Here is a 14,255-nt window from a genome sequence, read left to right as displayed (position 1 = left end):
AGGCCGCCCGCGAGGCCGAGCGCCAGGCGGCGGTCGCCCGCGCCGCCGCGGCCCGGGAGGCGTTCGAGGCGCGCATCACCGCCCGGGCCAACCGGGCGATCGCCTCGGTCTGCACCGGCTGCCTCGGCCCGGTGCCGCCCTCCGTGGCACTGGCACCGCCGGACGCCGTTGCCGCCCCGCCGCGGCTGGTTCCGGCGTCGGTCGCCATGACGGACCCCTGAGGGCTTGCCCGGGCCTGGAGCGCTTCACGATCGCGCTGCAATCGCGAAGCGCTCCAGGTTTCTGATTCTGCCGCATTTTCTTCGACGAACCGGCATCCACTTCGTCGGAAAATGCTCTAGCTGGCCCCGCGGACCGGTGTGGCGGTCCGAACCCGCGCCCGCTACCGATGCGGATGCGCGACGGCGCGGCCGTCCGCTCCGATCGCAGGCTGCAGGGAGACCCTCGGCATGGAAGGCCGCATCGACCTCGTCCTGTTCGACCTCGACGACGTCCTCTACCACTACAGCCGCCGCCGGCGCGCCGAGCGCCTATCGGAGATCACCGGCATCGCCCCGGAGGTCATCCGGGCGGCGATCTGGGACAGCGGCCTGGAGGCGGCGGGCGATCGCGGGGCGCTCGGGCGGGAGGCCTATCTCCAGGCCTTCGGCGAGCGGATCGGGCGTCCCGTCTCCCTGGCGGAGTGGGTCGATGCGCGCCGCGCCGCGGTCGCGCCGAACGGCCCGATGCTGGCGCTTGCCGCGCGGCTGCGCGCCGCGACGGGCATCGCCGTCCTGACCAACAACCCGGAACTCCTGACCGACCACGTCGACGTCATCTGCCCCGAACTCCGGCCGCTCTTCGGCGAGCGGATCTTCGCCTCGGCGTCGTTCGGCGCGGCCAAGCCCGATGCGGTGTGCTTCGAGCGCTGCCTAGCCGGCCTCGCGGTCGCGCCGTCCGCCGCGCTGTTCGTGGACGACCTCGCCGAGAACGTCGCGGGCGCCCGCGCGGCCGGGCTCCACGCCCATCATTTCACGTCGGTCGAGGCGTTTCGCCGGGATCTCGTGGCGCGGGGCCTGGAAACGTAGGGGGCCGGCGGTGTCGTGACCCGCGCGTCCGGGCAGGCCGGGGCGGATCGGCGATATCCATTCGGGACTTGCGGATGGTGCTTTCGGAGCCTGTTTGACCGATCGACATACTCTATCCCACCCGCAACCTCATCCTGAGGTGCGAACGCAGTGAGCCTCGAAGGAAGGCTTCAGAAATCTCCGAGATCGCTGGATCCCTCCTTCGAAGCTCGGCGATCTTCGATCGCCCGCGATCTATGATCGCCAGCACCTCAGGATGAGGTGGAGTGTAGGATGGAAAATCCCCTCGCGATCGTGTCGTCGCAAGTCGAACAGGATCTCAGGAGGTTTTCAAATCGAGTGCGGGTTTCCATCCCGTTCGACGCCTCGGAGTGAGAAGGTGATTGGGATCGAGAACCGATCTCGAAGATCATTCTCTGGACCTCCCGCGCCGCATCGGGCAGGGCAGGGGCCTTCCGGCCCGCTGCCTCCGAGAGCGACGTGATCCGCCCAGCCTTCCCGCTCCTCACCGTCCTCATCGTCCCGCTCCTCTCCCTCGCCACCCCCGCCCGGGCGGTGGTCGGTGGGCTCGACGCGCCCGACGCGGCGCTGGCGCGTTCCAGCGTGATGGTGCTGTCGTCGCGCGGCGGGGTCTGCACCGGCATCGTGCTCGCCCGCGACGTGGTGCTCACCGCCGCGCATTGCGCCGCGCCCGGGGTCGAGCACCGGGTGCACTTTCGCGACGAGGCCGGGGCGCCGGTGCTGCTCGCGGTCGCCGCCCGGGCGGTGCATCCGGGCTACGACGCTGGCGCCATCGCCGGGCGGCGGCGCTCGATCGATCTCGCGCTCCTGCGCACCGAGACGGCGCTGCCGGCCCGCTTCGTCCCCGCCGCCCTCGCCGAGGCGCCGGCGGCCGCCGGCACGCCGCTGACGCTCGGCGGCTACGGCGTGGCGCGGCCCGGCGACCACCGCAGCACCGGCACCTTCCGGACCGCGACCCTGCCGGTGGTCGAGCCCTACGGCCCGAGCCGGATCCTGGTCTGGCTCAAGGGAGCGACGGCGTCGGGCGCCTGCGAGGGCGATTCGGGCGGGCCGGTCGCCGGGGCGGGCGGCGGCGTGCTCGCAGTGACGACCTGGGCGAGCGGCGCCGGCAAGGCGCCCTGCGGCGGCGTCTCGCAGGGCGTGCTGGTCGGGCCGCAGCGGGCCTGGATCGACCGCACGACCGCCGCCTGGGGCACCCCGGCGCGCTGGGAGTGAGGTCGTGACGGCCTTCGCCCGGCCCCGCTCGCGGTTTCGTTCACGCTGCGCCGCCGTGCCGGTGCGGAACCGCACCCGGTGCGCGAGACTTCCCTTGTCGAGCGTGGCCGCGCGCTCGTAGGTTGGGTTCCATGCGCGCTCTCCCGTCCCGCCTCCGTCCCGCCCTGGCCGCCCTCGCGGTGGCCGCGCCCCTCGGCCTGTGGAGCGGGGCCGCCGGCGCCGTGGTCCGGGGCGAGGTGACCCGCGATCCCGACGGCCTGCGCGGCTCGGTGGTGCGGATCGAGAGCACCACCGGCGAGATGTGCTCGGGCTCGCTCATCGCCCCCGACCTCGTGCTGACGGCGGCCCATTGCGTGATGCGCAAGGCCGGCTACTGGGTCGTGGCCGTCGACCGCAATTTCCGCCAGCGCCGCCTGCGGGCGATCGCCGCCTCGATGCACCCGGATTTCGTGCCCGGCACCACCCCCGAGACCCAGCCCGGCACCGACCTCGCCATCCTCAAGATCGGCGAGCGGCTCGGCCCCGACTTCCGTCCCCTCGACGCGCGCTCCGCCGGCGACATCGCGCAGGGCGACACGGTCGCCATCGCCGGCTACGGCGTGGTGGCGGAGAACCGCCGCGGCTCCGCCCGGGTGCTGCGCCAGGCCCGCCTCGTGTCGCTCGGCGAGCTGCAGGTCGCCAACACCGTGACGGTGGTGGCCGACCGCACCACCCTCGCCGAGACCGCCGGCGCCGGCGCGTGCCTGGGCGATTCCGGCGGGCCGATCCTGCGCGGCGGTCCGGGCGGCTACCAGCTCGTCGGCGTGGTGAGCTGGTCGAGCGGCGCCGCCCAGCAGGGCCGGGTCCGCACCGCCTGCGGCGGCTTCACCGCCGTGACCCCGGTCGGCCAGCATGCCGGGTGGATCAACGCGCGGGCCGCCGAGCTCGCCCGCTTCGAGCCCGGCGAGGCGATGCCGGCCGGGAGCCGGCCCCATCCGGCCGACTGGACCGGGGGCCGCTGACGACAGCTTGACTGTTTGGCGGCCAGGTCCTCCAACGGGCTCCGTCAGACCCCGGAGTTCCCGATGAGCCAAGCCGTGTTCAGTGTCGCCCGCATTCTCGTCGTCGTGCTGTTCTGCGTCTCCGGCGCCCAGAAGCTGATGAACCCGGCCGGCGTCGTGGCGGCGGTCTCGGGCAAGGGCCTGCCCTACCCGCAGGTGCTGGCCTACCTCACCATCGCGGCCGAGCTGGGCCTCGGCCTCCTGATCGCCCTCGGCTTCTACGCCCGCGCCGCCTCGGTGCTGCTCGCGGTCTTCACCCTGACGACGATCGTGTTCTTCCACAATTTCTGGTCGATGACCGGCGACGCCTTCCGGACGAACCAGATCCAGGCGATGAAGAATCTCTCGATCATCGGCGGCCTCCTGATGATCGCCGCCGCCGGCCCCGGCCGCTTCGCCCTCAACCGGCGCTGATCCTTCGTATTTTCGTCCTGACCGCTTGCGCCGGAACGGCGCCGGGTCCGGCACGTTGACCGGCCCTGAAGGAGTGATCGGCGTCAGGATACGGGTGGAACCATGGCCGCGCAGACAACGACGTCGGACGGGGCGGACGCGGCCTTCCGCACCTTCGCCGAGGGGGCCGGGCTGATGATCTGGCGTGCCGACCGGCAGGCACGCCTCATCTACGTCAACCCGGCCTGGATGGCCTTCCGCGGCCGCGCGGCGCAGGACGAGCTCGGCCAGGGCTGGAAGGACGGGCTGCATCCCGAGGACCGGGCCGGCCACGAGGCCGCCCTGGCGGAGGCCTATGCGCGGCGGACGCCCCACAGCGCCGAGTACCGCCTGCGCCGCCACGACGGCGCCTTCCGGTGGGTGCACGGCCACGCCTACCCGCTGCACGAGGGCGAGACCTTCACGGGCTTCGCCGGCTCCTGCTTCGACATCACGGAGCGCAAGGAATCCGAGGAGCATGCAGCCCGGGCGCTCTCCGAGCAGGAGGCCCTGCTCGCCGAGGTTTATCACCGGGTGCGCAACAACCTGCAGGTCACTGTCAGCCTGATCGGACTCTACGGCCGCGCCGCGCCGGCGCCCTGCCGCCCGGCCTTCGAGGCGCTGGGCCAGCGGGTGCGGGCGATCGCGCTCGTCCAGCAGCACCTGCACGAGGCGCCGCAGATCGCCAGCGTCGACCTCGCCGACTACTTGACCCGCCTCGCCGAAGGCCTGGGGCAGCTGCGCCGGGCCGGGCGGATCGCCGTCACGGTCGAGGCGAGCCGCACGGTCCTGCTCGAGCCGCGCATCGTCAACGCGCTGGGGATGATCCTGGCCGAGATCGTCGCCGAATGCCTCGACGGCACCGGGGAGGGCACGGCCTGCGTCACCCGGGTCGAGGTGCCGGCAGGCCCGGCCACCGAGCCGGTGCGGGTACGCATCGCGTCCGGCGGGGTCGCCGGTGTGCCGCCCGACGGCGTGCCGCGGCTCGGGCCCCGGCTGATCGCGGCCTATGCCGGCCAGGCCGGGATCGCGGTCTCGGGCGGGGGCACCCCGGAATCCCCGCTCGACCTGACGCTGCCGGGCTGAACGCGCGCCCTGCGGAAGGACCCCCGGTGGCGGGCGGGCTTCCGCCCGCCTATATCCCGAGTATTCCCTTTCCCAGCACGCCGTCAGGTCCCATGCTGCCGCCCATCGACGAGATCGTCTCCAACTTCGAGTTCCTGGACGAGTGGGACGACCGCCACCAGTACCTGATGGAACTCGGCCGCAAGCTGCCGCCCCTGCCGGACGAGGCCCATAGCGAGGCCAACCGGGTGCGCGGCTGCGTCAGCCAGGTCTGGCTCGAGACGCATGTCGACCGCTCCGGTCCCGAGCCGCGGCTGCACTTCCTCGGCGACAGCGACGCCCACATCACCAAGGGCGTGGTCGCGGTCCTGATCGCGTTCTTCGACGGCCGCACCGCCGCGGACGCCGCCCGGGCCGACGCCCTCGGCCTGTTCCAGAAGCTCGGCCTGTCCGAGCACCTGACGGCGCAGCGCTCGAACGGCGCCCGGGCGATGATGGACCGCATCCGGGCGGACGCTCAAGGAGCGGCGGCGGCGGCGTAAGCGCCGCGCGCCCTTGCGGCGGCGCCCCCGGGACGGCACATCCGTGCCAGACGCCACTTCCCGGGGAGCCGCATGACCCTTCGCCTGAGCCCGCCCGCCGCCGCACCGGTGGCGCCCGTCCGGCCCGTCATCGTCACGGTCCACGGCCGCGCGGTGACCGACCCCTATGCCTGGCTCAAGGCGGAGAACTGGAAGGACGTGCTCAAGGACCCCTCCGCTCTGCCGGCGGAGATCCGGGACCTGCTCGTCGCCGAGAACGCCTACGCGGACGCCGCGCTTTCCGGCACGACGGCCCTGCGCGAGACGCTGGTCGCCGAGATGCGCGGGCGCATCCGCGAGGACGACGGCAGCGTGCCGGACCTCGACGGTCCCTTCGCCTACTACACCCGCTACCGCGAGGGCGGGCAGCACCCGCTGGTCTGCCGCCGCCCGGCCGCCGCGGTGGCCCCCGGCCTCGTCGGCGACCTCGGGGGCGAGGGCGAGGAGATCCTGATCGACGGCGACCGGGAAGGGGAGGGGCACGCCTTCTTCAGCCTGGAGGATGCCAGCCATTCCGACGACCACCGGCTGGTCGCCTGGAGCGCCGACACCAAGGGCTCCGAGCTCTACACCATCCGGGTCCGCGACCTCGCGACGGGCCGGGACCTGGAGGACCGGGTGCTCGCCACCACCGGCGACGTGGTGTGGAGCGGCGACGGCCGTGCCTTCTGGTACGTGGCGGTCGACGAGAACCACCGCCCCGCGACCGTGCGGCTGCACCGCCTCGGCACGCCGCAGGGCGACGACGAGACGGTCTACGAGGAGAGCGATCCGGGCTTCTTCGTCGGCATCGGCGAGACCCAGTCCGGCACCTACCTGGTGGTGACGGCAAACGACCACGAGACCGCGGAGGTCCACCTCGCCGAGCGTGCCACGCCCTTCGCCCCCTTGCGGGTCGTGGCGAAGCGCGAGCACAAGCTGATCTACTCGGTCGAGCATCGCGGCGACGAATTGTTCGTGCTCACCAACGCCGACGGCGCCGAGGACTTCAAGATCGTGGTGGCGCCGCTCGACGCCCCGGCGAAGGCCAACTGGCGCGACCTGATCCCGCACCGCGCCGGGGTGATGATCCGCTTCCAGCACGTGCTGGCCCGCCACCTCGTGCGGCTCGAACTCGAGAATGCCCGGCCGCGCCTGATCGTGCGCGACGCAGAGAGCGGCGCCGAGCATACCGTGGCGTTTGCCGAGGAGGCCTACTCTCTCGGCCTGTCGCCGGGCCACGCCTTCGACACCGACATCATCCGCTTCACCTACTCGTCGATGACGACGCCGGCGGAGACCTACGACTACCACGCGACGACCCGCGAGCGCGCCTTACGCAAGCGCCAGGACGTGCCGAGCGGCCACGATCCGGCGGCCTACGTCACGCGCCGCCTGTTCGCGACCGCGCCGGACGGCGAGCAGGTTCCGGTCTCGCTGCTGCACCGACGCGACACCCCGCTCGACGGGACCGCGCCGCTGCTGCTCTACGGCTACGGCTCGTACGGCTCGCTGATGTCGGCGGCCTTCCGCACCAACCCGCTCTCGCTGGTCGATCGCGGCTTCGTCTACGCCATCGCGCATGTCCGCGGCGGGACCGAGAAGGGCTGGCGCTGGTACCTTGACGGCAAGCGCGAGAAGAAGCCCAACACCTTCACGGACTTCGTCGCCTGCGCCCGTGCGCTGATCGAGGCGCGCTACACCGGGCCCGGCCGCATCGTGGCGCATGGCGGCAGCGCCGGCGGCATGCTGATGGGGGCGGTGGCCAACCTCGCGCCGGAGCTGTTTGCCGGCATCGTCGCCGACGTGCCGTTCGTCGACGTGCTCAACACCATGCTCGACGGCGACTTGCCGCTGACCCCGCCGGAATGGCCCGAATGGGGCAACCCGGGCGCCGACCTCCAGGCCTTCGAGACGATCCTGTCCTACTCGCCCTACGACAACGTGGCGGCCAAGGCCTATCCGGCGATCCTGGCGCTCGGCGGCCTCACCGATCCGCGGGTGACCTACTGGGAGCCGGCGAAATGGGTCGCGCGCCTGCGCGCCACGATGACGGGAGGCGGCCCGGTGCTCCTGCGCACCAACATGGAGGCCGGCCACGGCGGCGCCGCGGGCCGCTTCGACCGGCTGGAGGAGGTGGCGCTGATCTACGCCTTCGCGCTGGCGGCGGCGGGGGCGGAGGCCGCCGTCTGAGTTCCGGCATCCTAACGGAGAAACCCTCCCCGGGCGGAAGGGTCGGGTTTTTCGTGAAAATAGAAAGTGCGGGCTTCCTCCTCTCCGCCCAGGGGAGGGGAGGAAGCCCGCGCCTCGGGTTCGGGCGATGCGTCACCCAGCCCGTACGGTCCCGCCCGGCGTGCCCGTCCCGATGAATCGGCTCCTCAGCCGGAAGGCCAGGATCAGCATGAACACCCCGAAGGCGATGGCGTAGCCGCCCATCCAGTAGGTCAGGACGAGGAGCGACAGGACCGGGCTGGCGATCAGCACGATCGCGAACAGCACCGACAGCGCGCCGCCGATCGCCAGGAACCAGCGTCCGTGATCGAGGTGGAGCCGGAAGGCGGCGGCGATCATCAGGCCGCCGGTCACCAGGGCCCAGGCGGCGATGAGGTAGATGAAGGCGACGAGGGTGCTGCCCGGCATCAGGAAGGCCAGCACGCCGACCACGATGTTGAGGAGGCCGGCGGCCAGGAGGTAGCCCCAGCGCTCGTGCCGCTCGGCCGCCCGCACCGCGGCGACGATCTCGGCGATGCCGTCGACCAGCATGTAGGCCGAGAACAGGATCACCAGGGTGAGCAGCGTCGCGCCCGGGGCGATCAGGGCGACGATCCCGAACAGGATCGCGAAGGCGCCCCGCAGCGCGATCAGCCACCAGTTGCGGGCGAGCGCCGCGCTCATCGCGCTCAGGCGCGCCAGCGGATCGGGGCCCGCGCCGTAGGAGGACGGGCCGCCCGGCATGGTATTGGGCATCGGCGTACCAGTACTCATCCGAGTATCCCCCAGAAGGATGCGGGCCAGCGCCGAGCAGCGGCGGCCGGCTTTTGACCAGTCAACGTCGAGCGAGCGTGGCCGTTCCCGGGATGCGACCGGTCGAAAGGTCACGTACGGCCCGCCTCTGCGTTTCATCCCGGGACGGCGAGGGCTTTTTTGCCGCGCTGCGGAACCGGCCCGCGCATCCGGGCGTCTGTCCAGCGAGGCGGGCACCTTGCGGATCCGGTCGGGCATCCGGCCGCCGCGCGGAATTCACGACATGCTGGACGATCAGGCGCGGGCGCAGGTTCCGGCGGCACGGGACGACGAGGCGGCGCGCCGGGACGCGCGCGACGACAACACTGCGGCCCTGCGCGAGAACACCCGCGCGCTGCGCGAGCACGTCCCCCAGGAAGAGCAGGAAGACGAGCGGCAGGGCGACGACGAGGTCGACGGGAAAGCCGACGGCGAGACGGCTGACGGCAAGGACGGCGAGCAGGGCGAGGGCAAGAAGCCGAGCCTGATCCGGCGCCACCCGCTCTGGTTCGTCCTCGGCGCGGTGCTGCTCCTCCTCGCGGCGGCCGGCGGCTACTGGTACTGGCTCGTCGCGATCCACCCCTTCGAGAGCACCGACGACGCCTTTGTCGATGCGCGCCAGTTCGCGGTCTCGCCCAAGGTCGCCGGCTACGTCACCGCCGTGCCGGTGACCGACAACCAGCACGTCGAGGCCGGCGCGGTCCTGTTCCAGATCGACCGGCGCGACTACGAGGTGGCGCTCCAGCAGGCGCGGGCGCAGGTTCAGTCGGCGCAGGCCCAGATCCAGGGCTTCGACGCCCAGATCCAGGCGCAGCAGGGCAGCATCCAGGAGGCCAAGGCCCAGGTCGAGCAGGCCAAGGCCGCCCTGCAATTCGCCAAGCAGGACGCCGCCCGCTACCAGGACCTCGCCCAGCGCGGCGCCGGCTCGGTGCAGCAATCGCAGCAATCGACCTCGAACCTGCAGCAGCAGCAGGCCAACGTCGACCGCGCCAACGCCTCGGTGACCGTGGCGCAGCGCCAGATCGGATCGCTCCAGGCGCAGCGGGCCGGGGCCGAGGCGAGCCTCGCCCAGGCCCGGGCCCAGGAGGCGCAGGCCCGGCTCAACCTCGACTACACGACCGTGACGACGGCTCAAGGCGGCCGGGTGGTGCGCCTCACCGGGGCGGTCGGGCAGTTCGCGCAGGCCGGACAGGCGCTGAGCATGTTCGTGCCCGACGACATCTGGGTCACGGCGAACTTCAAGGAGACCCAGATCACCGACATGCGCCCGGGCCAGCCGGTCGATGTCGAGATCGACGCCTATCCCGACCACAAGATCACCGGCACGGTCACCTCGGTGCAGCCCGGCTCGGGCACCGCCTTCAGCCTGCTGCCGGCCGAGAACGCCACCGGCAACTACGTCAAGGTGGTGCAGCGCGTGCCGGTGAAGATCACGGTCGACAACTGGCCGACCGACGTCTCGATCGGTCCCGGCATGTCGATCGTACCGACCGTGCGGGTGCGCTGACCGGCGATGGGCGCGACCGCGAACCCCGCCGACAGCGCCGCGGGCGACCACAACCCGTGGATCATCGCCGTCGTGGTGGCGATCGCCACGTTCATGGAGGTGCTCGACACCACCATCGCCAACGTCGCGCTCCGCTACATCTCGGGCGGGCTCGCGGTCGGCCCCGACGAGGCGGCCTGGGTGGTGACGAGCTACCTCGTCGCCAACGCGATCGTGCTCACCGCCTCGAGCTTCCTTGCCAAGCGCTACGGGCGAAAAGCCTTCTTCATGGCGGCGATCACGCTGTTCACGGTGTCGTCGATCCTGTGCGGCTTCGCCTGGAGCCTCGAATCGCTCCTGTTCTTCCGGGTGCTGCAGGGGCTCGGCGGCGGCGGCATGGCGCCGCTCGCCCAGTCGATCCTCGCCGATTCCTTCCCGCCCGAGAAGCGCGGCCAGGCCTTCGCGCTCTACGGCATCGCCATCGTGGTCGCCCCGGTGATCGGGCCGACGCTCGGCGGCTGGCTCTCCGACCAGTATTCCTGGCACTGGTGCTTCCTCATCAACGCCCCGGTCGGCGCGGTCGCCCTGTTCCTGATCTGGTGGCTGGTGCAGGACCCGAAATCGGCGGTCGAGGAGAGGAAGCGCCTGCGCCGCGAGGGCGTGCGCTTCGACATCGTCGGCTTCATCCTGGTGGCGACCTTCCTGGGCTCGCTCGAGGTCGTCCTCGACGAGGGCCAGCGCAAGGACTGGTTCGGCTCGAACCTGATCGTGGTCTTCGCCTGCCTGACGGTCCTGTCCTTCGTGGCGATGATCCCGTGGGAGCTGAACCACAAGAATCCGGTCGTCGACCTGCGCCTCCTGGCCAAGCGACAGTTCGGCTCGTGCTTCCTCGTGATGCTCGCCACCGGCGCCATCCTGATCGCCACGACGCAGTTCCTGCCCCAGCTCCTGCAGGATTACTTCGGCTACACGGCGACCTGGGCCGGCCTGGCGCTGTCGCCCGGCGGCCTCGTCACCTGCGTGATGATGTTCGTGATCGGCCGCGTCTCGGGCTACGTCCAGCCCAAGTACCTGATCGCCACCGGCGCCACCATCATCGCCTTCGCGATGTACGAGCTGACGAACCTCTACGGCGACCTCAACTTCGGCTTCTTCGTCTGGTCGCGGGTCTATATCGGCCTCGGCCTGCCGATGATCTTCCTGTCGATCACTGCGGCCTCGTACGAGGGGATCACCAAGGACCAGACCGACCAGGCCTCGGCCCTGATCAACGTCGCCCGCAACGTCGGCGGCTCGATGGGCGTGTCGCTCGCCCAGAACATCCTGGCCTACCGCCAGCAATTCCACACCAGCCGCCTCGTCGAGCACGTCGTACCCTCCGAGCCCGCCTACCAGGAGAGCCTGCGGACGGCGACGCAGTTCTTCGCGACCCGCGGCGCCAGCACGGTGGACGCCCAGAACCAGGCGATCGCCTGGATCGGCCGGCAGGTCCAGACCCAGTCGGCGTTCCTCGCCTATATCGACGTGTTCTGGGCGCTCGCGATCGTGTCGGCCTGCGCGGTGCCGCTGGCGATGATCCTCAAGAACGTGAAGCGCGGCGGCGAGGCCCCGGTCGGGGGGCATTGACGGCGTGGCACCCAGCGGATCGAAGCTCGTCGTCTACGCTGCGCTGGCCGGCAACCTCGCCATCGCGGTCACCAAGCTCGCGGCGGCGTTCTATACCGGCTCCGGGGCGATGTTCACGGAGGCCGTGCACTCCTTCGTCGATACCGGCAACCAGGGCCTCCTGCTCTACGGGATGCGCCGCGCCGCCCGCCCCGCCGACGACAGCCACAATTTCGGCCACGGGCTCGAGCTGTATTTCTGGTCCTTCGTCGTCGCGCTGCTGATCTTCACGCTGGGCGGCGCCTACGCGGTCTACGAGGGCGTGGAGAAGCTGCGCCATCCCGAAGACATGACGGCTCCGTGGGTCAATGTCGGGGTGATCGTGCTCTCGGGCGTGTTCGAGGGCCTGTCGTTCCGCACCGCCCGGCGGGAGATGCGGGCCCGCTTCGCCCGCGAATCGCTCTGGACGGCGGTGACCCGCAGCAAGGACCCGAGCACCTTCGCGATCATCCTGGAGGACGGGGCGGCGCTGATCGGCCTCGGCCTGGCGCTTCTCGGCGTGGTCGCGAGCGGCTTCTTCGGCTGGCCGCACGGCGACGGGGCCGCCTCGGTGGCGATCGGGCTGCTTCTGATCGCCACGGCCGGCGTGCTGTTTCGCGAGACCCGCAGCCTGCTCACCGGCGAGAGCGCCTCGCCGCGGGTGATCGAGCAGGCGCGGGCGATCCTCTCGGCCGATCCAAGGGTGGTGGGCATCGAGCGGATGCGCAGCCTGCAGCTCGGTCCCGGCGCGGTGCTGCTCGCGGTCAGCCTCGACCTCGCCCCCGGCCTCACCGGCGACGGCTTGCGCAGCGCCACCGCCGACCTGCGCGCCGCGATCCGCCATGGCCTGCCCGGCGTCGCGCACCTGTATTTCCAGCTGCCGGTGCGGGAGCACGAGGACCCGCGGGCTCGGTCGTCGCCACCGGTTAAAAAATCCTGAAGCAGGGCGGAACCGGCACCCGCCTCCCTCGTTGTCGCAGTGTCCCGACGCGCGGGCCGTCCTTCCCTTGCGTCGCTCCCGTGGCCGCTTCGCTCACATAGAGGCCGTGGGACGGTTTGGATTTACGGAAGCTGGCTCAGCGCCGCCGGCGGAGCTTCGTTCGGGCGGCGCAGATCGATCTGTTCCGCGATCGCGGCGACCGGCTGGTACAGGTCGAGGCGCTGGTCGATCATGCCGTCGAGGCGATCATAGACCTCGGCGACCGTCAGGCTGCGCGTCTTCCTGCCCTCGCGGCGAAAGAAAAGACTGCGATTCGCCTTGGCGGCGGCCCGGAACGAGGCCTGCGCCGGCTGATGCGGCTTCTCCGCCGTCAACTCCATGAACTTGCCGGCGCTCGCCGCGCCCAGGAAGTGCGCGAAGTAGCATTCCGTCGGCTTCAGGTCGCGGCCGAGGCGCTGCTCCACGCGGTTGCGGTCGCGCTTCATCATCTCGCCGGCCATCAGGCTCGCCACGTAGGGGTCGCGCCGCAGGGCCAGCACCCGGCGCCGGTCGGCGTCCTTCAGCACCACCAGGGTGCCGCCGCGCTTCTCGATCAGCTCGGCCTCGGCCGCGTAGCCGTGCTTGGCGCCGAACGTCCGCAGCAATTCGAGCCAGGTGCCGGTGAGGAACTGGAACAGGCCCTCGGCCGTCGAGGTCGCGGCCCGCACCTCCGGCTGGAACGTCGATTCCTTGTCGGCGAGCGCCATCAGGTAGACGGGATCGACCTCGGTCTCGCGCGCCGCCCGCACGATGGTCTCGACCAGCGCCCGCGGCACCTTCTTGTCGCCGAAGACCACCCGCCCGTCCGCCGTCTCCTCGGGCAGGGCGGTCACCTCCGCGAGGGAGATCTCCTCGGGCAAGGACGCATCCTCGGCCGGGGGAGCCTGGGGCAGCGAGGCCTCGGGCAGGGCGGCCTGGAGCGGGGGCGCCTCCGGGGACAGGACGGCCTGCGACGGCGTCGGGGCCTGCGGAGCCGCCGCGGGATCGGCGATCGCCGCGTCCTGCGTCCCGGGCTCCCGCATCGTCCGGCCCAGGCGCTCGAGGTCGTCGCGGATCAGCGCCGTGGTGCTGGGTGTCTCCTCGGCGAGGGCCGGGCCGGGCCAGTCCGGCATCACGCCGTGGAAGGCGGTCGCCGTGCGGGCGGCAGAAAAGTCGATCCGGTCGTGGGCTTCCGCCGCCGGGGCGAGGGCGTCCTGCGGCAGGCAGGCCGCGAAGGCGACGCCGACCGCCAGCGCGGCCGCGGCCTTGCGGCTCAGCGAGGTGACCAACGCGGTGGCGCGCACGTGGCGCCGGCGGCCCTGCGGTCTCGAATGGTGGCCGTCGCGGGCGGTCAGCCAGCGGATGGTGTCCGCGCTCGTCTCGGACACGACTCGGCCGGCGTCGTCGGCGCAGGGCGCCGGCTCCGGGTAAACCCCCATCTCCAACCTTTTGTCCGTGGCGCGGAACCGGTCCTGACGGGGCCGCGCCGTTGCTTCGCTCGCCGGCACCTCTGGCGGGCCGGTGTGTCCATAATGGGACGAGCCCGGGGCAGGGCCTCGGCCCATTTCGCGGCGCACCGTCCGGCGGCGGTCGTCAGGCGCTGACACTCCGATCGGCCGCCCCGGCGGATTTCGACAGCGGGGACGCGAAAAAATCGGTTCTTCGTCATTCGGGGTTGATAGGGGCTCACAGTAGCCCCGCCTCCAAATCGGCCTCCAGGGTTGATAGCGGCATCCCGTAGTACCGCCAGGGGCCGTAGATCGG

General features: G+C 71.7%; 12 protein-coding genes and 1 pseudogene. 11 read left to right on the top strand and 2 right to left on the bottom strand.

Annotated features, from left to right (window positions below; genetic code table 11):
• From HPY23_RS02545 to HPY23_RS02510, 8 genes and pseudogenes are all read left to right on the top strand, one after another.
• A pseudogene (locus HPY23_RS02545) lies at positions 1 to 221 on the top strand (hypothetical protein); the annotation flags it as partial.
• Between the two features lie 228 nt (positions 222 to 449).
• Positions 450 to 1,067, top strand: coding sequence for an HAD family hydrolase (locus tag HPY23_RS02540; protein ID WP_091885849.1), 618 nt, complete (start codon positions 450 to 452; stop codon positions 1,065 to 1,067).
• A 480-nt stretch (positions 1,068 to 1,547) separates the two neighbouring features.
• Positions 1,548 to 2,303 carry a trypsin-like serine protease gene (locus HPY23_RS02535; RefSeq protein ID WP_091885852.1) on the top strand — a complete coding sequence of 252 codons (756 nt, stop codon included), beginning with the start codon at positions 1,548 to 1,550 and terminating at the stop codon, positions 2,301 to 2,303.
• A gap of 131 nt (positions 2,304 to 2,434) precedes the next feature.
• A complete protein-coding gene (locus HPY23_RS02530; protein ID WP_091885855.1) occupies positions 2,435 to 3,304 on the top strand; it encodes a S1 family peptidase in 870 nt (289 codons plus the stop codon).
• Between the two features lie 63 nt (positions 3,305 to 3,367).
• On the top strand, positions 3,368 to 3,757 hold the full coding sequence (locus HPY23_RS02525) for a DoxX family protein (protein ID WP_060849681.1): 390 nt from the start codon (positions 3,368 to 3,370) through the stop codon (positions 3,755 to 3,757).
• A 102-nt stretch (positions 3,758 to 3,859) separates the two neighbouring features.
• A complete protein-coding gene (locus HPY23_RS02520) occupies positions 3,860 to 4,861 on the top strand; it encodes a sensor histidine kinase (protein ID WP_091885859.1) in 1,002 nt (333 codons plus the stop codon).
• Positions 4,862 to 4,953: 92 nt separating this feature from the next.
• Positions 4,954 to 5,382, top strand: a complete 429-nt coding sequence (locus HPY23_RS02515; protein WP_060849683.1) for a SufE family protein — start codon at positions 4,954 to 4,956, stop codon at positions 5,380 to 5,382.
• A 72-nt stretch (positions 5,383 to 5,454) separates the two neighbouring features.
• Complete coding sequence (locus HPY23_RS02510) at positions 5,455 to 7,593, top strand: S9 family peptidase (RefSeq protein WP_091885862.1); 2,139 nt, start codon at positions 5,455 to 5,457, stop codon at positions 7,591 to 7,593.
• A gap of 132 nt (positions 7,594 to 7,725) precedes the next feature.
• Here HPY23_RS02510 and HPY23_RS02505 read toward each other — a convergent pair whose 3' ends face one another.
• The gene (locus tag HPY23_RS02505) at positions 7,726 to 8,355 is read right to left on the bottom strand and encodes an HdeD family acid-resistance protein (protein WP_236012574.1); all 630 of its coding nucleotides are present in this window, start codon (positions 8,353 to 8,355) and stop codon (positions 7,726 to 7,728) included.
• A 292-nt stretch (positions 8,356 to 8,647) separates the two neighbouring features.
• Between HPY23_RS02505 and HPY23_RS02500 the strand changes: the two genes are divergently transcribed.
• From HPY23_RS02500 to HPY23_RS02490, 3 genes are read left to right on the top strand one after another with little or no spacing between them, the layout of a single operon-like run.
• Entirely contained in the window at positions 8,648 to 9,910 is a 1,263-nt protein-coding gene (locus tag HPY23_RS02500) for an HlyD family secretion protein (protein WP_236012571.1), read from the top strand.
• Positions 9,911 to 9,916: 6 nt separating this feature from the next.
• Positions 9,917 to 11,515, top strand: a complete 1,599-nt coding sequence (locus tag HPY23_RS02495; protein WP_060849687.1) for a DHA2 family efflux MFS transporter permease subunit — start codon at positions 9,917 to 9,919, stop codon at positions 11,513 to 11,515.
• 4 nt (positions 11,516 to 11,519) lie between these two features.
• Positions 11,520 to 12,473, top strand: coding sequence for a cation diffusion facilitator family transporter (locus HPY23_RS02490; RefSeq protein WP_091885868.1), 954 nt, complete (start codon positions 11,520 to 11,522; stop codon positions 12,471 to 12,473).
• A gap of 122 nt (positions 12,474 to 12,595) precedes the next feature.
• On the opposite strand, the gene HPY23_RS02485 is transcribed toward HPY23_RS02490, so the two are convergent.
• A complete protein-coding gene (locus HPY23_RS02485; RefSeq protein ID WP_244537564.1) occupies positions 12,596 to 13,879 on the bottom strand; it encodes a transglycosylase SLT domain-containing protein in 1,284 nt (427 codons plus the stop codon).
• Between the last annotated feature and the right edge of the window lie 376 nt (positions 13,880 to 14,255).

The organism is Methylobacterium ajmalii (genome assembly GCF_016613415.1).
GTDB classification, from domain to species: Bacteria; Pseudomonadota; Alphaproteobacteria; order Rhizobiales; family Beijerinckiaceae; genus Methylobacterium; species Methylobacterium ajmalii.
Note: the sequence above shows the minus strand (reverse complement) of the source record. Positions and strands in the feature narration are given on the sequence as shown.